A 23,751-nucleotide genomic window follows, 5' to 3' on the forward strand; every position below is an offset into this window, starting at 1 on the left:
ATTCCAGAAACCTCAGAATACAGGAAATACTTGAAAATAGCTTTTTAAATTACTGTTTTTATGTGGATTTTCTGCAAATTTCTGTATTTCCAGACCGTTTTCGGTTGCGGAATCGCAGTGGAAACTAAACGAGCCTCGAAACACTGCGTCCTCGAAGGCACAAATGACCTCACCTTTCTTCGCAATCTGGGTAGCAGTGTCGGCACTCCTGCTCGAGACTTAGGCACTTGGTGAGGTCATTTGTGCACTTTCTCATTTCCTGAAAGACCGGTCCGGCGATCTTCTGCACAACCGACCTCACCATTGTTAGATTTTCGCCACCTCCCTGCGAGCGCTCCCCGCACTTAGAACGCAAATGCACAATCAACCTCACCCACAGAAACGGCGACACACCGGCGCCAGGCCGTCAGCCAGAGGTTCAGCTCATCACCAAGGGTTGCCAATCAGCGTAGCAGCACAACCAACCTCACCTTCGCAGCAGCCCTTCCAAGCCCGCTCAACGTTTCGCACAATCAACCTCACCATGCTGCATCGCGCAATCTTCAGCCGCATTTATTTGTGTGCCAGGTTGGTAGGTTTTTTTTAAAACCGAGAACAAACCCACAAACCAACGCAACCAAACACTATTCAATCCGTTCAAGCACTTAAGTTCCAAAAGGTGAGGTGCGTTGTGTCAAAGGTGAGGTTCGCTGTGCTCAGAGGTGCGGTTGGTTGTGCAGCAAGGTGAGACCGATTCCCCACCAAGGTGCGGTTCGATGTGTTTGCCACTGCGTCAAATCGCGAAGGTGAGGTGGGTTGTGCAGCTACTGGGAACGAGATTGAAAGGGCCGTCGCATAAGGCCTTGCCGCGCGAACGCCCGCCCGCAAGGTGAGGTTCTTTGTGAACATGGTGAGGTTCTGTGTGCCGAAACGCGGAAGGGACGCCGAAACGGCCTCCGTCGCGGTCGTTTGATGGTGAGGTTCTGTGTGTTGACAGCTCACCACCGCATGCTTACAGTCCCGGGAGCGAAAAAGTGGATGAAGAACATGGCCGCGGACAATCCGGAAGAGGGCAGGTCGAAAGCGACGTCACGCCAGATGGCGCTCGCGCTGTTCGAAGACATGTTCGATCAGGGATTGCGCATCAACGAGGCCAATCGCGAGATCGGTTATCAGCGCAACGATTTCTTCACCGAAATCGTCAATATGGGGCTGCCGGCGCGGCGCTTTCTCGATGCCGCGTACTTCATCGTCGCGCAGGAGCCCGAGCAGCGCGATCAGTACGACGTCGAACTCAACTACTTCAAGTGGCTGATGCGTTACGACAGCCGCAACCTGAAGCACTTGCGCACGATCGCCGACGAAGCTCAGAACGCGAAAGTTCGCGTGACGAATACGCCCGCGGACCGCGATCCCAACGAAAACGATCTGTGGGTGCAGGTTCAGTTGATCGGCATGGTCGGTTTTCATCGCGGACGTATGCGTTTCGACGTCCATCCGCGGCTCGTGCCGCATATCCGCGATCCGCAGAAATCGCATTGGCTGAGCTTGCGCATTTCCACCGCGTTCACGCGCAGTCTCGCGCGCGCGATCTACGACAAAGTTTTGCCCAACGTCCCCGCGGGACGCACCGACTGGATCCAGCTCGAGGAAATGCGCAACTGGCCCGGCAAAATGGGCGCGAATGCCGCCATCTTCAAATACTTCAAGCGCGATTGGCTCGAGCCGGCGGTGCGCGAGATCAACGAAGTGTCGGACGTCGAGATGTCCTATGAGACGCGGACTGCATCCACGACGTCGAAGAAAATCGACCGCATCCGCTTCCTGCTCAAGCGCAAGGACACAGCCGACGCGGTACTCGCGAGCCTCGCCGACGCGAGCCATCTGTACAAGATTCTCACCGACGAATTCGGGCTCTCGACCAAGCAGTTCAGCGAGATTTCGGAGAACCGCGAACTCTGGACCGACGAACGCATCCAGCAGGCCGTCGAATACACGCGCTTCAGGGTCAAGCGCGGCCAGGTCAAGAAGAGCCCCGCGGGCTATCTGATGCGCGCGCTACGCGACAACTGGAAGATCTCCGACGCCGAGCGCACGATGGTCGACGTACAGGCCAAACTGCTCGCCGACGAAACGCAGGAACAGGCGGTCAAGACCGAAACGAGAAAGACCGTGGCGCACAGCATCGCGACGCGCGAAGAAGAAGTGCGCGCGCGCATGAACGAGGATTCGCGCAAGGGCCGCGACCATTTCAACGCCGCCGATGCGAAGACGCGCAAGGAACTGATGCATGCGTGGACGACGTCGCGCGAAGGCAAGCTGATGCTGCGTCGGATGAAGCTCGAACCGTCGACGGTCACCGAAGATGCGATTTTCGCGAATACCGAGCTGGTCTGGTATCTGGGGCAGTTCGTGTTCGGCCGGATGAATGCGGCGCGCGCGGCGGCGTGAAGTGAGCCGGAAATCGGCTGCAAAGCAGCCCAAACTGAGCCGACCGGCAAATAGAAAGGGGTCTTGCACTGACGGATAGCAACGTCAGTGCAAGACCCCTTGCTACTTCAGCGCTCAGAACGCTCAGAACGACCCGAACAGCGAGCCCAGCACGATCACCACCACCAGCGCGAGTAACGCGCCGAGAATCGCGACGATCACGATGTCGCGATAGCTTTCGCGGTGGTTCGACCCACACACGGCAAGCAGCGTCACGACCGCGCCGTTATGCGGCAGGCTGTCGAGTGTACCTGAGGAAATCACGGCGACCCGATGCAGCAGCGCCGGGTCGATGCCGTATTGCGCGGCCAGTTGCAGATAGGTGCTGCCGAGCGCGTCGAGCGCAATGGTCAGACCGCCCGAGGCCGAGCCGGTCAGCGCCGCGAGCAGATTGGTGGCGACCGCGAGCGATACGAGCGGACCACCGCCGATACTCAGCACCCATTCGCGCACGAGCGCGAACGCTGGCAGCGCGGCGATCACCGCGCCATAGCCGACCAGACTGCCGACGCTGAGCACCGGCAGCACCGATGCATTCGCGCCCGCATCGATCGTCTCGCGCAGCGCTGGCAGGCGATGCCGATTGAGCAGCACGAGCACGACGATCGCGACGGTGAGCGCCACGCACACGCCCCACACACCGCCGACCGCCGCAAGCGACGTCTCGCCCCAACGGACCTCGGCCAGATAGTCGGCGTCGATGCGCGGCAGCACGATCACGTTCATCACGAAGTTCGTCAGCACGACGAGCACGAGCGGCGTGAGCGCGACGCCGAACGAGGGCAGACTCTCGCTGACATGCCCGCGCTTCGCTTCCTCCGGATCGAAACTCTGCGATACGCTTGCGCGCTCGCGCACGAGGTTGTCGCTGGCCGGCGCCCCGGTGGATTTCACCGCCGCCTTGAGTCCGTCGAATCCTTCATTGGCCGCCTTCGCGCGCGATTGCTGCAAGGACAACCACCAGAGCCCGAACACCACCATCACGATACTCGCGATGATGCCAAGCCCAGGCGCCGCAAACGGCGTCGTACCAAAGAACGGCATCGGGATCGCGTTCTGGATAGCCGGTGTGCCGGGCAGCGCGGACATCGTGAACGTCGACGTGCCGAGCGCGATCGCGGCCGGCATCAGACGGCGCGGAATATTGGCGGCCTGGAAGAGGGCGGTGGCCATCGGCGCGAGCACGAAGAACGCCACGAAGAGGCTGACGCCGCCATAGGTGACGAGTGCGCCACCGATCACGACCGCGAGAATCGCCCGATGCGCGCCAAGCTTCTCCGTCATGTAACTGGCGATCGCCTTCACGGAGCCGCTGTCTTCCATCAGCTTGCCGAACAGCGCGCCGAGCAGGAACAACGGAAAGAACTGCGCGAGAAAGCGCGCGGTGCTGAGCATGAAGGTCTGGGTCCAATGCGCGAGAATCGGTTCGCCCGAAATCGCGGCGGCCAGCATCGCGGCGAACGGCGCGAGCAGCAGCACGGTCCAGCCGCGGTACGCGAAGCCGATCAGCACCGCGAGACTCGCGAGCATGCCGAAAAGCCCTAGACCGATCGCGAGCGGTGACAGGGTGATGACTTCCATGGTCAGACTCCGTCGAGCAACGCGTCGAGATCCAGCGAGGAGCGCACGCCGATCGAATCGCCGTGCTCGGCGAGGAACGCGTCGGCGGCACGCCGGCCTTCGTCGCGCAGCATCGTCAGAAAGCTCCACTCGGCGTTCAGCTTCGACGAGTAGCCGAGTTCGGTCATCAGCTCGCTCGCGATCCGATGGATGCGCATCGCCGCCCAATGGCGGCCTTCGTCGCTGCCGGGGTCCGCCGCGCGGCGCAGCAGCGCGATCATGCGCAGCTCTTTCAGCAGCGGCGCGTTGAAGGCAACTTCGTTCAGGCGACTGATGATGTCTCGCGCGGTGCGCGGGGTTTCGTCCCGCACGACGGGATTGACCTGGATCAGCAGCGTGTCGCTCGACGTGCATTCGCGTACCAGCGGCGTCATGGTCGGATTACCGGCATAGCCGCCGTCCCAGTAGTCTTCACCGTCGATCTGCACGGCCTGGAACAGCGTGGGCAGGCAGCCGGAGGCGAGCAGCACGTCAGGCGTCAGGTCGCCATTGCGAAACACACGCGCCTGGCCCGTGCGCACGCGAGTCGCGGTGATGAACAGCTTGATCGGCGCGTCGCGCAGATGCGCGAAATCGATCGAGTCCTGCAGAATCTTCGCCAGCGGATGTACGCCGCGCGGGTTCAGGTCGTATGGAGAAAACACGCGCGCCGCGAGGTCCATCGCGATGAAGAGCGGCGAGTAGTCGAGCGTCCAGCGGCCCATCAACACGTCGAACGGGGTTCGGCGAAACGGGCTGTACACCGATGCTTCGAATACTCGCCGCCAGAAGGCTTCGAGCGCGGCGCGCGCGCCGGCCGCGCCGTCTGCCTGATAGCCGCTCACCAGCACCGCGGCGTTCATCGCGCCAGCCGACGTACCCGATATTCCTTCGATCTGCAGCCACGACTCTTCGAGCAAACGGTCGAGGACGCCCCATGTAAAAGCACCGTGCGATCCGCCGCCTTGCAATGCGAGGTCGATAAGGGCGGGTTCGCGGTGGGTGGGTTGGTTATTTGTTGCAGCCAAGACGACTCCGTAGTGAGGAGTGCTCCATTTCGCTAGCTGACGCCGCATGCACGGCGGACGAATGAACTGCTGGCCAATGCTGTGAACTACCGAATGACGTGAGGCGTGTTTCAAAGGCGAAACATCGCACTGCACCATTGGTATTGGAAGTGGCCGGTGACTAAAAGTCAAGCGTATTCAACTTGATTCACAGAGCTTGCGAGCAACCGGCTCGTGGCCGTCATCGCCCGCTTGCTGGTCACGCCGAGGTCAAAAACAGCGTGTAGGGAGGCCGGCCGGCGCGCCGCGTCGCGCCGCTTACATAAGCCGCTCACATAAACATGGATAGGCGGAGTATCTTTGCACGGTTGAGCGCGATAATGCGGTGGCAATCATGCAATCTGCGTTATCCGTTTGCGCGTGCCGCTTAAATGCTAACTCGCGTGTATATCTTCGCTGTTTCGCCTTGCGCTAATCGCCGCGGCGTATTGCAATGTAATGTATCGTCTCGGCCGCCGGATACATTACGACATAATTCGACTGATGAACCGGGCTATAAAGCAGGCATCGTCAAATCACGGAGAGCATCATGAACGCCGGGTTGCTGCAAGGGTCCTGTCACTGCGGGGCCGTCAAGTTCGAAGTTCGCACCGAAATCGTTCCGGCTGGTCGTTGCAACTGCAGCCTGTGCCGCCGCAAGGGCGCGCTGATGACACCGCTCTTTCCCGCCAGTCAGTTGAAGATTCTGAGTGGCGAGGATTCGCTGACGCTATACCAGTTCAACACGAAGGTCGCGAAACACTACTTCTGCAAGCATTGCGGCATCTATCCTTTTCATCAGACGCGCAAGGATCCGCAGCAATGGCGCGTCAATATTGGCTGCCTCGACGGGGTCGATCCTTACGCGCTCGAAGCCGGCGTGGCCGATGGCGCGAGTCTTTCCGTGCTGGAGGACGCATGAAACGCCTGTTTGCCATCGCTGTGTTCGTGGCGGGCGGCTTCACGGCCGAACTCGCGCATCCGTTGCAGTGTTCATTGATCCAGTCGAGCGACGTGCAACTCAAACGCCGCAGCAGATAATCCGTCGATGGAAACCTCCGACCACGTACTGATCGTCGATGACGATCGCGGTATCCGTGAACTGCTCGCGGGATACCTCGAGAAAAACGGCGTGCGTGTCTCGCTCGCGGCCAATGGCCGCCAGATGCGCGCCGCGCTCGAGAACGGCGCGCCCGACCTGATCGTGCTCGACCTGATGCTGCCCGGCGAAGACGGCCTCGTGCTGTGCCGTGAGTTGCGCGCGGGCAAGTTCCGCACAGTGCCGATCCTGATGCTGACGGCGCGCAGCGAGGAAGCGGACCGGATCGTCGGCCTCGAAATGGGCGCCGACGATTACCTGACCAAACCGTTCGCCGCACGCGAGTTGCTCGCGCGAATCCGTTCGGTGCTGCGCCGCGCGCGCATGCTGCCGCCCGGCATGGAGGTGACGGAGTCGGCGCCGATGCTGTGCTTCGGCGACTGGCGGCTCGACACGACCGCGCGCCATCTGCTCGACGCGGACGGAACCGAGGTGGCGTTGAGCGGCGCGGAGTACCGTCTGTTGCGTGTGTTTCTCGATCATCCGCAGCGCGTGCTCACGCGCGATCAGTTGCTGAACCTCACCCAGGGACGCCAGGCCGATCCGTTCGACCGCTCGATCGATCTGATGGTGAGCCGCCTGCGTCAACGCCTGCGGGACGGCGCGCGCGAGCCGCGCTACATCAAGACGCTGCGCAGCGAGGGCTATGTGTTTTCAGCGGCCGTGACCGCGATCGGAGATCCGGAATGAGCGCATCTCCATCACCGTCGTTGCTGCGCTGGCCGCATTGGCCGCGCACGCTGTTTGCGCGGCTCGCGGTGATTTTGTTCGTCGGGCTCGCGCTCGCGCAGGCGCTGTCGTTCTGGCTCACGATGACCGAGCGCGACCAGACGATGACCAACATCATGATGGGCTACATCGAGCGCGAGGTGGCGAGCTCGGTCGCGCTGCTCGATCATCTGCCGCCCGACGAGCGCGCCCAGTGGCTGCCGCGGCTCGCGCGGCGCAGCTATGAGTTCGTGCTCGGCCCGGGCGTGCCAGGCACCCCGGTCGACGCGAGCCTGTCGGCGCGCGTCGCGCAGTCGATCGGCGATGGCATCGGCACGCGTTATCCGTTGACCGTCAACGCAGTGCCGGGCGATCGCGAGCGTCTGCAGGTGCATCTGAAACTGAGCGACGGCACGCCGCTCACCATTGACCTGCGGCCGATGCCCGGCGCCCCGTTGTCGCGCTGGCTGCCGCTCGTGCTGACGCTGCAGCTGCTCGTGCTCGCGGCCTGCTGCTGGCTGGCGGTACGGCTCGCGACGCGCCCGCTCAATCAGCTCGCAGTCGCGGCCGACACGCTCGGCCCCGACCTGAAGGCCGCGCGTCTGCGCGAAGCCGGTCCGTCCGAAGTGGCGCGCGCCGCGCGCGCGTTCAACGCGATGCAGGACCGGATCGCCACCTACATGACCGAGCGCATGCAGATTCTCGCGGCGATTTCGCACGATTTGCAGACGCCGATCACGCGCATGCGTCTGCGTGTCGACACGATGGACAACGACAGCGAGGCCGCAAAGCTGCGCCAGGATCTGCAGGAAATGGAGGCGCTGGTCAAGGAAGGGGTCACCTATGCGCGCACGATGCATGGCACGACCGAGGTGCCGCGCCGCATCGATCCCGATGCGCTGTTCGACAGCCTGGTGTGCGATTACGTCGACGCGGGTCAGCAAGTGTCACTGCAGGGCCACTTCGGCCAGTCGCTGACGATGCGTCCGCAGGCGTTGAAGCGCATCGTCGGCAATCTGGTCGATAACGCGCTGAGGTACGGCGGCGCCGCGCAGATCCATATCGGGGCATTGCGCGATGGCGAGGCTACCGTGTCGGTGCTCGATCGCGGTCCCGGCATTCCGGTCGAGTCGCTGGAGACGGTGTTCGAGCCGTTCGTGCGGCTCGAAGGATCGCGCAATCGTCAAACGGGCGGCACGGGTCTGGGGCTCGCGATCGCGCGGCAACTCGCGCTCGCGATGGACGCAACGCTCACGCTGCACAACCGCGTCGGCGGCGGTCTCGAAGCGCGGCTGACGTTGAGGAAGTTGCGCGAATCATAGTTGGACCTCTTGCGGCGCGGAGACGCGGGCGATTCCGTCAGAAAAATTCACAAAGCGCGCCATTACGAAATCGTCATTGGGTTTGGACTATTAATGACCCCCGCGCGCCATTTCGAACTGTGACTCTGGCGCTTCTCAGTAGTTCTGAACGGCCACCGGTTCAGCTCGCTTCAGCGATTCCCCATCATTTGAGAAAACCGGTGCGGTGATGCGGCAGGTCGCATCGTTGTTAAATCATCGATATTCAAAGCGACTTATCGATGCGAGCGATTGAGATGCGTGGTGAATTGTTAATTCGCAAATTCAACCAGATTCGGCAACGCAGCATCGATGGATTCGATCGCATAGCGAGCCACAGTCCGTTACCTTGTCTTCGATAAATTGACAAACGCCAACGGACAGACCATTCTTTTCGTGTGGTGGTTGCAGAGTAGCGCGGCTGATCAACAGCAAGATTGGCCGAGAGACACGTTTCGTTCGAATCTGATTACAGATCCTTGTTAAAAAGGTAACTAAAAGGAATCCGAATGGCGTCCACTCCACAAAAGATGTCAAAAATGCAACTCACCGGGATGGTGGTGGGCGGCATGGTCGGAGCCGGGATCTTTTCCCTGCCGCGCACTTTTGCCAATGCCACCGGTCCGGTGGGTGCCGTGATTGCCTGGCTGATTGCGGGCACGGGCATGTATATGCTGGCGCGCGTGTTTCAGGCGCTGGCGGAACGCAAGCCCGAACTGGACGCCGGCGTGTTTGCGTATGCGAAAGCAGGCTTTGGCGACTATCCGGGCTTTCTCTCCGCATTTGGCTATTGGATCGGTAGCTGTATCGGCAACGTTTCTTACTGGGTGCTGATCAAGTCGACACTCGGCGCGTTTTTTCCCGTGTTCGGCGACGGCAATACGGTCGTCGCGATCGTCGTTGCATCGATCGGCATCTGGCTATTTCATTTCATGATCCTGAAGGGCGTGCAGCAGGCGGCCTTCATCAACAGTATCGTCACGGTCGCCAAGGTCATTCCGATTCTGGTGTTCATCGTGATCCTGATCTTCGGCTTCCGGTTGGACCTGTTCCAGGCCAACCTCTACGGCGGAGGACTCGAAGGCAATATCCTCGAGCAGGTGCGGGCCACGATGCTGGTCACGGTGTTCGTGTTCATCGGTATCGAAGGGGCGAGCGTTTATTCCCGTTATGCGAAGAAGCGCTCCGATGTCGGCCAGTCGACGATTCTCGGCTTCGTTGTCGTGACCTCGCTGATGGTGCTCGTGACGATGCTGCCTTACGCAGTGCTCCAGCGCGCCGACATCGCGGCCATGCGGCAGCCGTCGATGGCGGCGGTGCTCGAAGCGGTGGTCGGTCATTGGGGCGCGGTTTTCGTCAGCATAGGTTTGCTGATTTCGGTACTGGGCGCTTATCTCGCCTGGTCGCTGATCTGCGCCGAAGTGTTGTTCACGGCGGCAAAGACCGAAGACATGCCCGCCGTATTCGCGAGGGAAAACGCCAACAAGGTACCTGCCAATGCGTTGTGGCTGACCAACATCGTGGTGCAGCTGCTCGTCATCAGCACCTACTTCTCGCGCGATGCGTTCGCGCTGATGCTGAATCTGACGAGCGCGATGTCGTTGATTCCGTACCTCTTCGTCGCGGTGTTCGGCTGCATGAACGCGAATCGCGGCGACGGTTACGACGTGCGCGCCGACGAGCGCCGGCGTGACTTCATCATGGCCGCAATCGCCTCGATCTATACGGTCTTCATGATCTGGGCGGGTGGCCTGAAATTCATTCTGCTTTCCGCCGTGCTGTATGCGCCGGGAACGGCGCTTTATATCTGGGCTCGGCGCGAGCAGAACAAGAATGTCTTCATCGTTTCCGACTGGATCATTTTTATCGTTGCGATCATTGGCGCGATCATCGGCATCTATGGCCTCGTAACCGGAAGGATCGCGATTTAGCTTTAATGAAATCCGATTGAACAGAGCGGGCCAACATTGGCATTCAGGAGATCATCATGGCGAACACGGACGCGAAAGCGGGTGAATTGGGTGTCTACTCGGAAGTCGGGCAGCTGCGCAAAGTGATGGTCTGCGCACCGGGGCTCGCGCATCAGCGTCTTACCCCGAGCAATTGCGATGAACTGCTGTTCGACGACGTACTGTGGGTCGAGAACGCGAAGCGCGACCACTTCGACTTCGTCACGAAGATGCGCGACCGCGGCGTCGAAGTGGTGGAGATGCACAATCTGCTCGCCGAAACGGTCGCGGTGCCCGAAGGCAAGAAGTGGATTCTCGACAACCAGGTGGTGCCGAATCAGGTCGGCCTCGGCTTTATCGATGAATTGAGAAGCTATCTGCAAGGGCTCGACAATCGCAAGCTTGCCGAAACGCTGATTGGCGGGCTATCCACTCACGACTTCCCGGAAGCGCACGGCGGCAAGGCGCTGGAGGTCGCGAAAGAAGCGGCGGGCGGCACCGAATATCTGCTGCCGCCGCTGCCGAACACGCTGTACACGCGCGACACGACGTGCTGGATCTATGGCGGCGTCACGCTGAATGCGCTGTACTGGCCGGCCCGCCACGAAGAGACGATCCTGACCACGGCGATCTACAAGTTCCACCCCGATTTCGCGGGCAAGGTCAACGTGTGGTGGGGCGACCCGACTCAGGACCACGGTCTCGCCACGCTGGAAGGCGGCGACGTGATGCCGATCGGCAAGGGCGCCGTGCTGATCGGCATGAGCGAGCGCACCTCGCGGCAGGCCATCAGTCAACTGGCGGCAACGCTGTTCAAGAAGGGCGCGGCCGAGCGCGTGATCGTCGCGGCGATGCCGAAGATTCGCGCGGCAATGCACCTCGATACCGTGTTCACGTTCGCCGATCGCGATTGCGTACTGGTCGCCCCGGACTTCATGGCGAAGACGCGCACCTATTCGTATCGGCCGAGCAGCCATCCGAGCGGCGTCGAGTTGCACGCCGAAAACAAGCCGTTCACCGACGTCGTCGCCGAGGCGCTCGGGCTGAAGCATCTGCGCGTGGTCGAGGCGGGCGGCAGCGACTATCAACGCGAGCGCACGCAGTGGGATAGCGGTGCGAACCTCGTGTGCGCGTCCCCGGGCGTCGTCTATGCATACGACCGCAACACGTACACGAACACGCTGTTGCGCAAGCAGGGCATCGAGGTGATTACGATCGTCGGTGCGGAGCTGGGCCGTGGACGTGGCGGCGGTCACTGCATGACCTGCCCGATCATCCGCGATGCGGTCGACTATTGATCAGTCAAGCGAATCAATCTGGCCGGTGACTGGCAAAGTGTCGCCCGCTCGCTGAAGTGGCGAGCGGGCGACAGCGCCGCGTGCGCTTCCGCCGCCGCCAGGAACGGCGCGATCCGTCCAGATGATCGACGCGACGAATCGAATCGCCCCGCTAATCGCCGGGTTGACGCACGCGGTAGTGGTGGGCAGGTCCGGCTTGAAGTCGAACTTCCTTTTACTATACTTTTTAACGACTTCGCGCCTGAATTATCGAATTTGATATCTCGCGATTTGCAAGGATTACATTCGATAGACCAGCGATCGCTGCAATGAAGTTCGAGTTAATGAATCTGCGAGTAGCTGGACGATCACGTTTCACGTCAATCGCGTGAATGCTCGGAGCTTTCTTCCACCGCACGGAGGTTCGAATATGAATAATCGCTTTGTTGCGCAACTCGTCGCCTTGTCATTTGCCGGTTTGTCCGCGCTCGCGATTGCGGCTGGGCCCCCCAAGGACGAGGGCGGCGGCCAGATGGCCGGTACGGGCCGTCAGCAGGTGATGCCGACGATTCCGCACCGTGACTGGCATAAAGGTCAACGTGTGCCGGCCGAATACCGTAACTACAACTTCATGATGGACGACTGGCGCGGACATGGCCTCAACGCGCCGCCGCGCGGGCACAAATGGCTGGGTGTCAATGGCGACTATGTGCTCGTAACGACGAACAACTGGACCATTTCAGACATTGTCGCCGGAACGCAGTAATGCTTCCTCGTGGTGCCCGGGCTATCCGGCGACCAGTTTTAGCGCCGGAACCTGGGCCATTCATCGACACGCCATGATTTCGTCATTTTCGCGTCGATTTAATGCTGCGTGTCGTATAGCCGGTCGGGAACGAACAATGCAGTCACGCCGCTCAAAAAGAACACCGCGCCGACCACGAGAAAACCAAGTCCGATCGAGAACTGCGTCGCGATAAAACCGATGACGATCGGCGCCGCCCCCGAACAGAAGCGCCCGAGATTATACGAGCCGCCCACCGCGGTGCCGCGCACCGACGTCGCAAAACTCTCCGACATGAATGTGCCGATCGTGCCGAGTGGCACGCCGTACAGAAAGCCGAAGACAAGCATCAGCGTGGAAATGTTGTCGTGGGTGTGCCAGAAAATGATCACGGGCAGAAAGAGTGCCGCACCGATACAGCCGAGCACGTACACGCCGCGCCGGCTCCAGCGGTCACCGAGCCAGCCCGCGAAGATCTTGCCGATGAAGGCGACCACGTATGTGCCGATCATATAGCCGGTCAGCGAGCTGAACTTGATGTGCAATTCCTTCTCGAGATACGTCGGCAGCCAGTTGTTCAGGCCGTAAAAGCCGGACAGCACGAAGACTGACGCGAAGGTCCACAGGATGAACATCGTGCGCGCCTGGCGGTCGCGGAAAATCTGCGCGTAGCGATTGTCGACGAGCCGCGTTTTGCTCGCATGGTCGGCAGCCCGGCTCGCGAGCCATGCGGCCGGTTCGGGCACCGCGAACTTGATCGCGAATGCGAGCAGCACCGGCACGGCAGACACGTAGTACAGCGTGCGCCAGCCGTACTGCGGCAGGATCCAGTTGCTGAGTGCGATCACGACGATATAGCCGGCCGAAATGCCGGTTTGCAGCATGCCGAGTACCAGCGAGCGCCGTTCGGTCGGCACATATTCGGCTACGAGCGTGGTGACCAGCACCATGCAGCCAATGCCGAGCGAACTGATAAAGCGCACCGCCGCGAATTCGACGAAGCTGTGCGTGAACCCGAGCATCCCCGCGCCGAGCGAGAACAGCGCGAGCGCCCATGCGATGACCCGCACGCGGCCGAGACGATCGCTCGCCCAGCCGCCGACAATGCCGCCGATCGCCATGCCGAGCAAGGTCAGACTGCCGAGCGCGCCCGCTTCGACATTGGTCAGCCCGAAGTCGTCCTTGATGCGCGACAGGGTGAGGCCGTACATCATCACGTCGGCGCCATCGGCGATCAGCGCGAGGTAGGCGAGCACGAAGACCAGCACCCAGCGGCCTTGCGAGACGGCGGAATGGGTCACCGCTCGATAGTTTTGCAGGTCGGATGGTGTTTTCATGAACGGGCGGCGCAAGCGGGGGATGCCGTATTCTGCTTGAGCAGAACGGGGACAAGGAAGGCGCCGATCAGGAGGCCTATGCTTTCATGACGGCTGGTGTACCAGCCTTCCTTGTGGGTCAGGTTCATCGTACCGATGCACACGCCATCATAGGCGATCGGAATGTTCAGGATCGAGCCGAGACCGATACCTGTCATCACCGCGTGATCGTCGAAGGCCTCGCGAATGCCTTGCGACGTGGCGGCACGAAACGGCTTCAGATCCTGAAGTATCTGTCGCGCCCACGCGGTGCCTTGCTTCTTTTTGCGGCCGCCCAGTGGATAGATGTCCGGCATGTTCGTGTAGACCCGTTCGACCTCGTGACGCCGCGCATCGTAGGACATGATCGTGAACAGGCTTAGGCCTATCGCCTTTGCCGCCACCGCGTGAACCGCGCGGAACAGCTCGAGCGGTTGATTCTTCAGGCGCATCGCCAGCGCGAGACGCTCGAGGTCTGCGATATCCAGCATCTGCGTATCGTGCGGTGCGGGTTCGGTCAGGTTGCCTTGCATCATTTGCATCGCGTTTGCATCGGAAAGTGTGAAAAGTCGCAGTGCGTTCAGCCGTGCATGCGGGTGGAGTTCAGCTGGCCTCGCGCGTCGCGAGCCGGTTCGAGTTCGCTCGCCTCGATATCTTCGAGCGAGCGGTTGCGCGTTTCGATGCCGAGGAAGAACACCACGCATGCGCCGATCACCAGCACCGTCGTGGTCATCGCGAATACACCGAGGAAACCGGACAGCGGATAAACGAGGCCGACGAGGATCGGCGCGCTGACCGAGCCGATGCGGCCGAACGATGACGACGAGCCCGTGCCCGTCGTGCGTACCGCGGTGGGAAACACTTCCGGCGTGTAAGCGTAGACGCCGGCGAATGCGCCGTTCATGAAGAACGACAGCGCGATGCCCGCGGTCATGATCTGTATGCCGGTATGAGAAAACGCGAGCGTGATCGCGGCGATGCCGCCGAACAGCATGTAGGAAGCGACCACCGCCTTGCGGCCGATCTTTTCGTTGAGCCACGCCGCCGAGAAGTAACCGGGAATCTGCGCGCCATAGATTGCAATCGAATAGCCGAAGCTCTTCGTCATCGTCAGCCCTTCCTTGACGAGCAGGCTCGGGATCCACGCGAAGAACGAGTAGTACGCGAACGCGACCGAGAACCACATCAGCCAGCTGACCGCGGTCGTGCGCGCGAGTCGCGGCGACCACAGCGTGAGCACGTTGCGCCACGCGTTGGCGCGCGCCGGCGTCGAGGCCGGCGTGGGCAGCGCGTGAAGCGCGTGGTTCGCAGTCACGGGCGCAAGCGCAATGCCGCGCTCGACGAACGCCGCTTCGATGCGGCCGACGATGCCGTTCGCTTCGGCCGCGCGGCCCTGGCTTTCGAGCCAGCGCGGCGATTCCGGCAGCGTCCGGCGCCACCACAGCAGCATCACGACGGGCAGCGACGTGATCACGGCCAGATAGCGCCAGCCGTCGACGAAGTTGCGCACCACCGCGAAGCCGAGAATCGACGAGGTCAGATAGCCGAACGACATGAAGCCGACCAGCGCGCCGCAGAAAATGCCGCGATAGCGGCGCGGCACGAACTCGGCGAGAAACGGCGCGATCACGACCGTCTCCGCGCCCGAACCGAAGCCTGCGACGACGCGCAGCGCGAAGAACGTGTGCCAGTCGTGCGCGGTCGCGCTCGCGAGCGACGCGACGCAATAGATGGCGAGCGCGCTCATCATGATGCGGCGCCGGCCGATCACGTCGGCGAGCACACCCGACAGGAACGCGCCGAAAAAGTAGCCGATATAGGTGCTGCTCGCGACGAGCCCGGTCTCAGCGCTCGTCAATTGCCACAGCTTGCTGACGACCGGCAGCAGAAACGCGAGCGACGACGAATCGAGCCCGTCGAACATGTACCCCAGCCCGCCGATCAGCAGCAGTCTGCGGTGAAAGCTCGACAGGGGAAGTCTTTCAAGACGGGCGGCGACGGCGGACACGGCAACTTCTCCTGAAGGAAATGGCGCGGCGAGGCCGCGCGTTCTGCGCTGATGGATGCTTCGGGCCGCTTATCGGCCGATTGCGTAGGCCTGCATCTGACGCGGTGTAGCGGCGCCTCGCATCAAACCGTTGCGGATCGCGACCGCGCAGACCCGGCCGAGCGCCCACGGTTCCGCGACGGTGAGGTCGTGGCCCCGCGCGTGCAGTTCGGCGAGCGTGCTGTCCGGAAAGCGCGACTCGGCCGACATCTTGCCGAGCTGCATCGCGCGCGGATAGAACGAGCCGGGGAAGTGCGCGGTCTGGAACGAGGGCGCATCGGCGGCGGCCTGGAAGTTCATGCCGCCATGCACGTGCTTGAGGAACAGCTGCAGCGACCACTGATCCTGCTGGTCGCCACCCGGCGTGCCGAAGGCCGCGTACGGTTTGCCGTCGCGCGTGACGAGCGTCGGCGACAGCGTGGTGCGCGGCCGGCGGCCCGGGCCGAGTGACGAAGGCAGGCCTTCTTCCATCCAGAACATCTGCGCGCGCGTGGTGACGTTGAAGCCAAGCCCCGGCACTGCCGGCGACGCCTGCAGCCAGCCGCCCGACGGCGTAGCCGACACCATGTTGCCCCAGCGGTCGACCACGTCGAGATGCACGGTATCGCCGCGCAATTCGGGCAGCGGCGCGAAGGTCGGCTCACCTTGGCCAAAGCCGCCGGCCTGCTCGCGCCCGGCATTCGCGACGATGCGCGCGGCGCGTTGCTCGCTGTCGCCGAGCAGCCCGGGACGGAATTCGAACGACGCGCGGCGCGGATCGATGAGGCGGCGCCGCTCGTCGTTGTACGCGTCGCTGAGCAGCACGTCCATCGGCACATGCGAAAACGCCGGGTCGCCGTAGAACACTTCGCGATCGGCGAATGCGAGCTTCGAGCACTCGATCACCGTGTGCACGAAATCGGGCCCGAGGGGGTCCATCGCGCCGAGATCGAAACCCTTCAGCAGCGCGAGCTGTTGCAGGAACATCGGGCCCTGGCCCCACGGGCCGGTTTTGTGCACGCGCATGCCCGCATAGTCGTAAGACACCGGGTCTTCGTAGGTTGGCTCCCAGCGCGCGAGATCGCCCGCATCGAGCAGACCGCTATTGCGCAGGCCCGAGGTGTCGAGCACGGCGGTCGAACGGAAGTACTGGTCGATCGCGTCGGCGACGAAGCCGCGATAGAAGACATCACGCGCGCGTTCGCACTGCTCGGCGCGATCGCTGCGCGTATTTGCCTCGCGCAGGATGCGCTTGTAGGTTTCGGCGATCGCGGGATTCGCGAACAACTGGTTCGGCATCGGCGCCTCGCCGTTGCGCAGCCATTGCTCGGCCGAGGTCGTCCATTCGGTGCGGAAGAAGTCCTGAATCGCGAGAATCGACGATGCCATGCGTGGCAGCACCGGATAGCCGTTTTCCGCGTAGCCGATCGCATAGCTCAGCACTTCTTCGAGCGGCAACTGGCCATAGTCGCGCAGCAGCGCCATCCACGCGCCGAATGCGCCCGGCACGACCGCGGGCAGCAGGCCCGTGCCCGGCACCACGTCGAGCCCCATCTTGCGCATCCGCTCGATCGTCATGCGCGCGGGCGTCACGCCTTGTCCGCACAGCACGCGCACGCGTTCTTCGCGCGCGCTGTAGAACACCACCGGCAGCTCGCCACCCGGACCGTTCAGATGCGGCTCGACGATCTGCAGGACGAAGCCGGCCGCGGCGGCGGCGTCGAACGCATTGCCGCCTTTTTCGAGGACCGCCATCGCCGATGCGCTCGCGAGCCAGTGCGTCGAGGCCACCATGCCGAAGGTGCCGATCAGTTCTGGACGGGTTGTAAACGACATGCGCGACTCCTTGGCGACGACGGTCCGAATGGCGGAACCAATATGAAATGGTTCAATTGGAAAAAATGAAAGCGTAAAACTAACGAAGCCGGGTTGCACCCGGTGTTAACCATCAACATGCGACCCAGTATAGCGAATCAAAAATCACCGGGTGCTGGTATGTCATGCCGCCGCGATTCTGGTATCGTTTGGACCAATACAAATTGGTTCGGTGGACAACATGGACAAACCGGTACTGGATGCGCTGCTCGACTACATCGCCGATCATCAGTTGAAGGACGGCGACGCGCTGCCGCCCGAACGAAAGCTCGCCGAGGAACTGGACGTGAGCCGCCGCGAGCTGCGCGCGGCGCTGGCTTCGCTCGAGGCATCGGGGCGCGTGTGGCGCGGCGTCGGCCGCGGCACCTATCTGGGCGCGCGGCCGCTGAAGTTTGCGCCGACGCTGCGCGGCTTGCGCGCCGGCACCAGTCCCGCGGATATCGCCGAAATGCGGCTGCTGTTCGAGCCGGCGCTGGCCGCGCTGGCCGCGACGAAAGCGAGTGGCGACGACCTGCAGGAACTGGAGAAATGCGCACGCAAAAATGCCGCCGCGAAAAACGACGACGAGTGGCAGCAATGGGATCATCGCTTTCATTTGCTGATCGGACATGCCACGCGTAATCCCGCGTTGATTGCGTTGATGGAGGTGATCAACGGTATGCGGGTGAAGCCGGAGGTGCGCGAGAAAACGTCCGCGCAGGAGACGCGGCAGTTTTTCGCGCAACAGCATCAGGCGATCGTCAATGCGCTGAAAGCGCGCGATGCAAATGCGGCCGCGCAATGCATGCGCGAGCATCTGCTGAGCGTGCAGTGGCGTGCGTCGGCGAAGACCGATGGTGCGGCGGCGCGGCGTGCGTGAGGCTGCCGTGGTGCCGCGCGTCGATCGGGATGGCGGCGCTTTACTGCGCAAGCTTCCGGTTCAGCCGGCGCATGCCGTCGAAGACCGCATCGGCCACGTCCAGCGGAAAGTCGGCGGGCAGTTGCGACGAGACTGTGTCGATCACCGTCTCCGTTTGCGCGGTCAACTGATCGATCAGCGTATCGACGTCCGCGGCGGAAAAACCGACGCGCTGTCCTTCGGCCACCCAATGCCGGCGCTGGATCTGATTGAGCAGGTAGTGGACGTTCTTGCCGCGAACCGCCATCGCCAGTTTCACTTTTTGCGCCGCGAGGCGCCCCGCGCCGCTGCCGATGATCGGATGCGCGGACAGCACGTCATAAAGCGGTGTGGATTCGTAGCGATTGCCGGGCAGATGCGCAATGCTGAAGTTCTTCGCGTGGCCATCGGTCGCGGCGAGCAGCCAGAAAACCAGCTGCGTCGCGAAGAAGTTGCGCCGGTCCGTCGTCGCGCGCGTGGACCTCGCGAGTATCTCCATGATCGCCTCGATGCCCGGACCGCCGTCGGACTCGTACTTGTGCAGCGCCGACGTGCCAGTGGCCTGGCACATGTCCTCTTGCGGCAGACGCACGATCCACGTGCCTTCGCTCGACAAACGGCGATCGAAGCGCTCGACGATCAATACCTTCTGCTCATCGAATCGCGCGATTTCGCAACGCGCGACGGGCAGCCCGTAGGCCGCGACGATCTGCGAGCACAGCCATTCGTTTTCCACCGACGTGCGCATATCGGCGCGCATGTTGCCGACGAGCCCAAGCGGCAGCTTGAAGATGTGCGTGGTCGGCGTGCTGCCTTCGGGCAGCAGCCAGCGATTGCGATGACGGAGCAGCGCGGTTTTTTCCTGCGCGCCGGCGATCGACAGACGCAGGTCTTCGAGCGGATCGTGCTGCCCGAGCGGCGCCGCCGTCGTCGTGCCGCGTAGCAACGCCGCGATGTCGCTGTCGCTGAGTTCGCGACCGTGGATGCTCGTCAGATCGCTCGGCTCTTCGTCCGGCGACAGCAGTTGCAATGCGCCGACGCAGTCGCGGCCGAGCGCGGTGAGCAACGCAAACGGCGCGGCGCTGCCGGTCCGGTAGCGCGCGGCGATGCGGCGCCGGATCGGTTCGCTGTCGGGCAGCAGGTTGTCGAAATAGTCGGCGACGATCTGGCCGCGATACGCCTGATTGCCCGGTGTGAACGGCAGCGACAGCGATAGCGGACGTCCTTGCGGATCGTCGATCCATTCGTCGGCATAGCTCAGACGTTCGCCGCTGCGTGTCGTTTCCCAGGCGCCGACCCGCAGGCCGTTCATCCACAGATTCAGACGGTTCGGTGTGCTGCGCGCCATGCTTACCAGTCCTCCCGTTTCTTGCTGGTGCTGGCCGCTTTGGTTGCCTTGGCGGGTTTGACCGCTTTGGGCTTTTGCGCCGACGGTCCCGGTTTGAGCGGCACGCGCGTGGCGCGTTTAGCGTTGCCTTTTGCGTCGACCGGCGTTCCGGCGACCGGCGTTCCGCTCCCGGCGCGGCGGGAGCGGTTCGGCGCCGGCGCGGCGTCTTCCACGGCCACGCTTTGCGTCGATCCGCTCTGCGCGAGCTTCAGATCGACCTGCAAGACCCGCAACACCCTGAAGAGCCGTTCGACGCTGACGGTCGCCGGATTCGCTTCGAGTTGCGCGTAGGTCTGTTGCGTGACCCCGAGATGCGCGGCCATCGCGGCCTGAGTGAGGCCGGCGGCCTTCCTGAAGCCCTGCAGGATCGGTCTGAGCTGGCTCAGTGTCTTGATGGCGTAGTCCACGGTCGATCTCCGGTTCGGCTGCGGCGGCGTAACAGCCCAAAACCTGTAAATAACAGATACAGTCTATACTCTGTATTTAGCAAATACAAGCTAGAGACTGTTAATGACGAGCACGGACGCATTTGAAACGGCGTCCCGTCACGCTACTCATCACGCAACTAACGGTCAACCGCACACCGCCACCCCCTTCGCTGCTGCGCAGCCCCTCCGCCGCAGGCAACATGTGATCCGCCGAAAATAAAGATGATCGACAAATGCAACCATAAAATCGCATCTGTTTCACTGCTGGTTGGTGCTGCCACCAGAAGAAGCAACGCCTCGACCGGAAATAGATAAATCCGAATCGTTTTCGATTGACGATCTAATCAGGAAGCCGAACATTCAGGCAAAACAAAAGCTGTTTTCGCATTGCGCGGCCAGAACACTGAATGGCCGTCGATAACGAATCGCTAGCAATATCACGGGCGCTCAAATCGAGCGCAGGATAACTGACGAGTGTTGACGCGCATTGCATCGTATCCTTTCGCTCGCTGAATGAAATTTGACACAAATGTCACGCGCCGCGCATCGAGAGGAAACGGGCTTGGAAATTACAGAAAAGGCTGTAGACTCTATAGCGTGTATTACGCGGCGACGCCAACACGAGTCCAATCGTTGCGCGCACACAGCATGTGTGCAAATCACTCCAATCCGCCACGAGATTTTTCTGCCATCAAGGTGTCTATTCGCTGATACGACCCAACGCCAATAGAAGCCGAACCGGCGAACCACGCCGACCGGTGAACCTGAAAGGAGATTCGACGAGACACACAGACCATTCTTCCAAATAACGCGATCGACGCCGCCGGATGCGGTCGCCGGCGGGCCGCTGGAGAACATAACTTCTTTGGAGTATGTGATGGCAAGCAAACCACAATGGCGAACGCTGTTATCTCTGACTTTTCTATCGCTGGCAATGATGGGCAACGTCGCGCGTGCGGAGAGCATTCCAATTGTCACAGGCCAGCAATGGATGCAGTCGACCGATGAGCAGAAGAAAGCGTATCTGGTCGGCATCTCGAATTTGATCGACGTCGAGCGCGCCTATGCCGGCAACACGGCGAACAGCAATGACATCGCACAGCGCTTCGGCAAGGGCATGCAAGGCCAGACACTGGACAGCGTGCGTCAAGGCCTCGACGGCTACTACGCCGCCAATCCCACGATGATCCAACACCCGGTGATCGAGACCCTCTGGTTCCAGATGGTCGTGCCCGGCCTGAAGAAAAATCAGTAAGGAGAACGATCATGAAACGACTTGGGTGGATCGTCAGTATTGGCGCACTGGCTGCGATGATCGGTTGCACGGACATGAGCCCGCAGACGCAGGGAACGGTGAGCGGCGCGGCACTTGGCGCGGGCGCCGGTGCGGGCATCGCGGCGATCTCTGGCGGCGATGCGTGGACCGGCGCGATCATCGGCGGCGCGGCGGGCGGCGTGGCCGGCAATATCCGCGGCCGTCAGTAATTACCGGCGAGCAGGCAAGGCTGGGGCGCGATCTGGGTCACGTCCCGGTTTCGTTACTGAAGCGCACGGCCCGATCAGGCCTTGATCAGGCATTCCACGGCCGTCGAGTGAAGCGATTTCCGAGGCGTCGCTGAAGGACCGTTCTTCCATGAGGCACCTCTCCCTTCCCCGCGACGCCGTATGCATTCCGTGCCATTTTCCTCACGTCGAATGTCAAGTAGCGAAGCGAATGGGGCGAATTCATTCGCGCTCGCGACATCGCGCATCCCCAGTTTGTCATGAAAATAATCCGTTCATACTCGAGCCGCTGTCGACGTCGCGTTGGCCGCCCGGCCGACAAAGTTTGAACCGGTGATTAAAAGCCCTTAGGATATCCACATCGGAAGCCGCCGCGATGGCGGCATGCGCACACCACGCAGAGAGCAGTCTGCGCGCGGTGCAACCTTCATCTCATCAAGAGAACACGAATGCTGCGCACGTCACTGAAGGTGATAAAGATAAGTGCATGGGTTCTGGTGCTGCTGGCGGTGCTCGCATTGGGGCTACGCGCGTGGTATTCGCAGCGCGGGCCGGAGCTGTCGGTATGGCACACCTATGTGCCGCGCGAAATGACCGTCGAGGAAATGGACACCGCCGACTGGAACGCATACATCAAGGCGGAAAATCGGATTTTCGACGACGTGCGCGTCAATGTCGTTGAAAAGCTGCGGCCGTCCGAGCGCATTCCGGCGAACCGCTATTACGAGGGCTCGCCGATTTTTCCGTGGCATTTCGCCGAAAACTGGAATCACTCGTACATTCTCGAGCCGTCGGGGCCACCCGTCGGTGCGGTCGTGCTGCTGCACGGCATGACGGATGCGCCGTACAGCATGCGGCATATCGCGCGTCGATATCGTGATCGCGGTTTCGTCGCGATCGGCATCCGCTTACCCGGACATGGCACGGTGCCGGCGGGGCTCGTCGACGTGCACTGGCAGGACTGGACCGCGGCCACTCGGCTCGCGGTGCGTGAAGCGCGCCGTCGCGTGGGGCCGGACAAGCCGATCGAGCTGGTCGGGTTTTCGAACGGCGGCGCGCTCGCACTGCAATATGCGCTCGACGCGATCGAGAATCCCGCGCTCGCGCGTCCGACGCGCGTCGTGCTGATCTCGCCGATGATCGGCGTCACGCGTTACGCACGCTTTGCCGGTCTCGCCGGATTGCCCGCGGTGCTGCCGGCCTTCGCGCGCGCCGCGTGGCTCGGCATCGTGCCGGAGTTCAACCCGTTCAAGTACAACTCGTTTCCTGTGAATGGCGCGCGACAGTCCTTTCTCCTCACGAGCGTGATTCAGGAACAGATTGCGCGGCTCGAGCGCGAGAACCGGCTCGATAAGTTGCCGCCTATCCTGACGTTCCAGTCGGTGACGGATTTCACGGTCAGCACGCCAGCGGTGATGTCGGCGCTCTACGACAAGCTGCCGGAGAACGGCAGCGAAATCGTGCTGTTCGACGTGAACCGCAGCGTGCGCTTCAGGACCTTCCTGCGCTCCGCGTCGTACACGGCGCTCTCGCGCCTATTGCGCATCGGTCCGCAAAACTATCGCACGACGGTGATCGCCAACGTGTCGCCGGATTCAGCGCGTACTGTCGAGCGCAGCGTTTATGCGGGCGAAGTGCAAACGCGTGTCAAGCCGCTGGATATCGACTATCCGCAGGATATTTTCTCGTTGTCGCACGTCGCGATTCCATTCCCGATCACCGACGCGCTGTACGGCATCGCGCCGGACGATTCGGAGAACTTCAACGAGAACCTCGGCACGCTCGCGCCGCGCGGCGAACGCGGCACACTGATTCTGACGCTCGATTCGATGTTCCGCATCGCGTCGAATCCGTTCTTCCCGTATCTGCTGCAGCGTATCGACGAAGGCATCGGCAAGATGCCGCCGCCGGTCGTCAAGTCACCGCCGCGCACGCATGAAACCGCCGACGGTTCGCCCGACGATTTCGCCGAAAATCTGAATGCGCTCGAGCAGGTCGGCTCGGACGAGCCTTGAAATCTCGATGCTTT

20 protein-coding genes are annotated in these 23,751 nt (G+C 61.9%); 12 read left to right on the forward strand and 8 right to left on the reverse strand.

Annotation, left to right across the window (positions count from 1 at the left end; genetic code table 11):
• Window positions 1-1,026: 1,026 nt before the first annotated feature.
• The gene (locus HDG32_RS14840; protein ID WP_167368809.1) at window positions 1,027-2,430 is read left to right on the forward strand and encodes a replication initiation protein; all 1,404 of its coding nucleotides are present in this window, start codon (window positions 1,027-1,029) and stop codon (window positions 2,428-2,430) included.
• 123 nt (window positions 2,431-2,553) lie between these two features.
• On the opposite strand, the gene HDG32_RS14845 is transcribed toward HDG32_RS14840, so the two are convergent.
• Both HDG32_RS14845 and HDG32_RS14850 read right to left on the reverse strand, forming a co-directional pair.
• On the reverse strand, window positions 2,554-4,050 hold the full coding sequence (locus tag HDG32_RS14845; RefSeq protein ID WP_184068215.1) for a GntP family permease: 1,497 nt from the start codon (window positions 4,048-4,050) through the stop codon (window positions 2,554-2,556).
• A gap of 2 nt (window positions 4,051-4,052) precedes the next feature.
• A complete protein-coding gene (locus HDG32_RS14850) occupies window positions 4,053-5,096 on the reverse strand; it encodes a patatin-like phospholipase family protein (RefSeq protein WP_184068218.1) in 1,044 nt (347 codons plus the stop codon).
• A gap of 568 nt (window positions 5,097-5,664) precedes the next feature.
• Between HDG32_RS14850 and HDG32_RS14855 the strand changes: the two genes are divergently transcribed.
• From HDG32_RS14855 to HDG32_RS14880, 7 genes are all read left to right on the forward strand, one after another.
• On the forward strand, window positions 5,665-6,036 hold the full coding sequence (locus HDG32_RS14855; protein WP_090810665.1) for a GFA family protein: 372 nt from the start codon (window positions 5,665-5,667) through the stop codon (window positions 6,034-6,036).
• Window positions 6,033-6,155 carry a hypothetical protein gene (locus HDG32_RS36395; RefSeq protein ID WP_260336473.1) on the forward strand — a complete coding sequence of 41 codons (123 nt, stop codon included), beginning with the start codon at window positions 6,033-6,035 and terminating at the stop codon, window positions 6,153-6,155. Before HDG32_RS14855 ends, HDG32_RS36395 begins: the two co-directional genes overlap by 4 nt.
• A 7-nt stretch (window positions 6,156-6,162) precedes the next feature.
• The gene (locus HDG32_RS14860; protein ID WP_184005401.1) at window positions 6,163-6,903 is read left to right on the forward strand and encodes a response regulator; all 741 of its coding nucleotides are present in this window, start codon (window positions 6,163-6,165) and stop codon (window positions 6,901-6,903) included.
• On the forward strand, window positions 6,900-8,243 hold the full coding sequence (locus HDG32_RS14865) for an ATP-binding protein (RefSeq protein ID WP_184068221.1): 1,344 nt from the start codon (window positions 6,900-6,902) through the stop codon (window positions 8,241-8,243). Before HDG32_RS14860 ends, HDG32_RS14865 begins: the two co-directional genes overlap by 4 nt.
• 527 nt (window positions 8,244-8,770) lie before the next feature.
• Window positions 8,771-10,192 (forward strand): basic amino acid/polyamine antiporter, encoded by a 1,422-nt coding sequence (locus tag HDG32_RS14870; protein WP_184023610.1) that lies wholly within the window; start codon window positions 8,771-8,773, stop codon window positions 10,190-10,192.
• A gap of 125 nt (window positions 10,193-10,317) precedes the next feature.
• Window positions 10,318-11,508, forward strand: a complete 1,191-nt coding sequence (locus tag HDG32_RS14875; RefSeq protein WP_409340033.1) for an arginine deiminase — start codon at window positions 10,318-10,320, stop codon at window positions 11,506-11,508.
• A 409-nt stretch (window positions 11,509-11,917) separates the two neighbouring features.
• Entirely contained in the window at window positions 11,918-12,253 is a 336-nt protein-coding gene (locus HDG32_RS14880) for an RcnB family protein (protein ID WP_184068227.1), read from the forward strand.
• Window positions 12,254-12,351: 98 nt separating this feature from the next.
• On the opposite strand, the gene HDG32_RS14885 is transcribed toward HDG32_RS14880, so the two are convergent.
• The 4 genes from HDG32_RS14885 to HDG32_RS14900 all read right to left on the reverse strand — a co-directional run bounded on the left by HDG32_RS14885 (window position 12,352) and on the right by HDG32_RS14900 (window position 17,488).
• Complete coding sequence (locus tag HDG32_RS14885) at window positions 12,352-13,608, reverse strand: MFS transporter (protein WP_184068231.1); 1,257 nt, start codon at window positions 13,606-13,608, stop codon at window positions 12,352-12,354.
• The gene (locus HDG32_RS14890) at window positions 13,605-14,168 is read right to left on the reverse strand and encodes a GAF domain-containing protein (RefSeq protein WP_184068233.1); all 564 of its coding nucleotides are present in this window, start codon (window positions 14,166-14,168) and stop codon (window positions 13,605-13,607) included. The genes HDG32_RS14885 and HDG32_RS14890 overlap by 4 nt, the downstream gene beginning before the upstream one ends.
• Before the next feature lie 38 nt (window positions 14,169-14,206).
• The gene (locus HDG32_RS14895) at window positions 14,207-15,634 is read right to left on the reverse strand and encodes an MFS transporter (RefSeq protein WP_184068236.1); all 1,428 of its coding nucleotides are present in this window, start codon (window positions 15,632-15,634) and stop codon (window positions 14,207-14,209) included.
• Between the two features lie 69 nt (window positions 15,635-15,703).
• Window positions 15,704-17,488 carry a gamma-glutamyltransferase family protein gene (locus tag HDG32_RS14900; RefSeq protein WP_184023593.1) on the reverse strand — a complete coding sequence of 595 codons (1,785 nt, stop codon included), beginning with the start codon at window positions 17,486-17,488 and terminating at the stop codon, window positions 15,704-15,706.
• Between the two features lie 220 nt (window positions 17,489-17,708).
• Between HDG32_RS14900 and HDG32_RS14905 the strand changes: the two genes are divergently transcribed.
• The gene (locus HDG32_RS14905) at window positions 17,709-18,386 is read left to right on the forward strand and encodes a FadR/GntR family transcriptional regulator (RefSeq protein WP_184068239.1); all 678 of its coding nucleotides are present in this window, start codon (window positions 17,709-17,711) and stop codon (window positions 18,384-18,386) included.
• A gap of 40 nt (window positions 18,387-18,426) precedes the next feature.
• Here the strand turns inward: HDG32_RS14905 and HDG32_RS14910 are convergent, their stop codons facing one another.
• Entirely contained in the window at window positions 18,427-19,752 is a 1,326-nt protein-coding gene (locus HDG32_RS14910) for a type II toxin-antitoxin system HipA family toxin (RefSeq protein ID WP_184068242.1), read from the reverse strand.
• A 2-nt stretch (window positions 19,753-19,754) separates the two neighbouring features.
• Window positions 19,755-20,198 carry a helix-turn-helix domain-containing protein gene (locus HDG32_RS14915; protein WP_184068245.1) on the reverse strand — a complete coding sequence of 148 codons (444 nt, stop codon included), beginning with the start codon at window positions 20,196-20,198 and terminating at the stop codon, window positions 19,755-19,757.
• Between the two features lie 898 nt (window positions 20,199-21,096).
• Between HDG32_RS14915 and HDG32_RS14920 the strand changes: the two genes are divergently transcribed.
• From HDG32_RS14920 to HDG32_RS14930, 3 genes are all read left to right on the forward strand, one after another.
• On the forward strand, window positions 21,097-21,474 hold the full coding sequence (locus HDG32_RS14920; protein WP_184068248.1) for a hypothetical protein: 378 nt from the start codon (window positions 21,097-21,099) through the stop codon (window positions 21,472-21,474).
• Between the two features lie 11 nt (window positions 21,475-21,485).
• Window positions 21,486-21,704: a YMGG-like glycine zipper-containing protein gene (locus tag HDG32_RS14925; RefSeq protein WP_018422694.1), complete on the forward strand. Its 219-nt coding sequence runs from the start codon at window positions 21,486-21,488 to the stop codon at window positions 21,702-21,704.
• A gap of 467 nt (window positions 21,705-22,171) precedes the next feature.
• Window positions 22,172-23,737 (forward strand): carboxylesterase, encoded by a 1,566-nt coding sequence (locus HDG32_RS14930; RefSeq protein WP_184068251.1) that lies wholly within the window; start codon window positions 22,172-22,174, stop codon window positions 23,735-23,737.
• The last annotated feature ends 14 nt before the right edge of the window (window positions 23,738-23,751 follow it).

It is taken from the genome of Paraburkholderia sp. CI2, from assembly GCF_014201055.1.
GTDB classification, from domain to species: Bacteria; Pseudomonadota; Gammaproteobacteria; order Burkholderiales; family Burkholderiaceae; genus Paraburkholderia; species Paraburkholderia tuberum.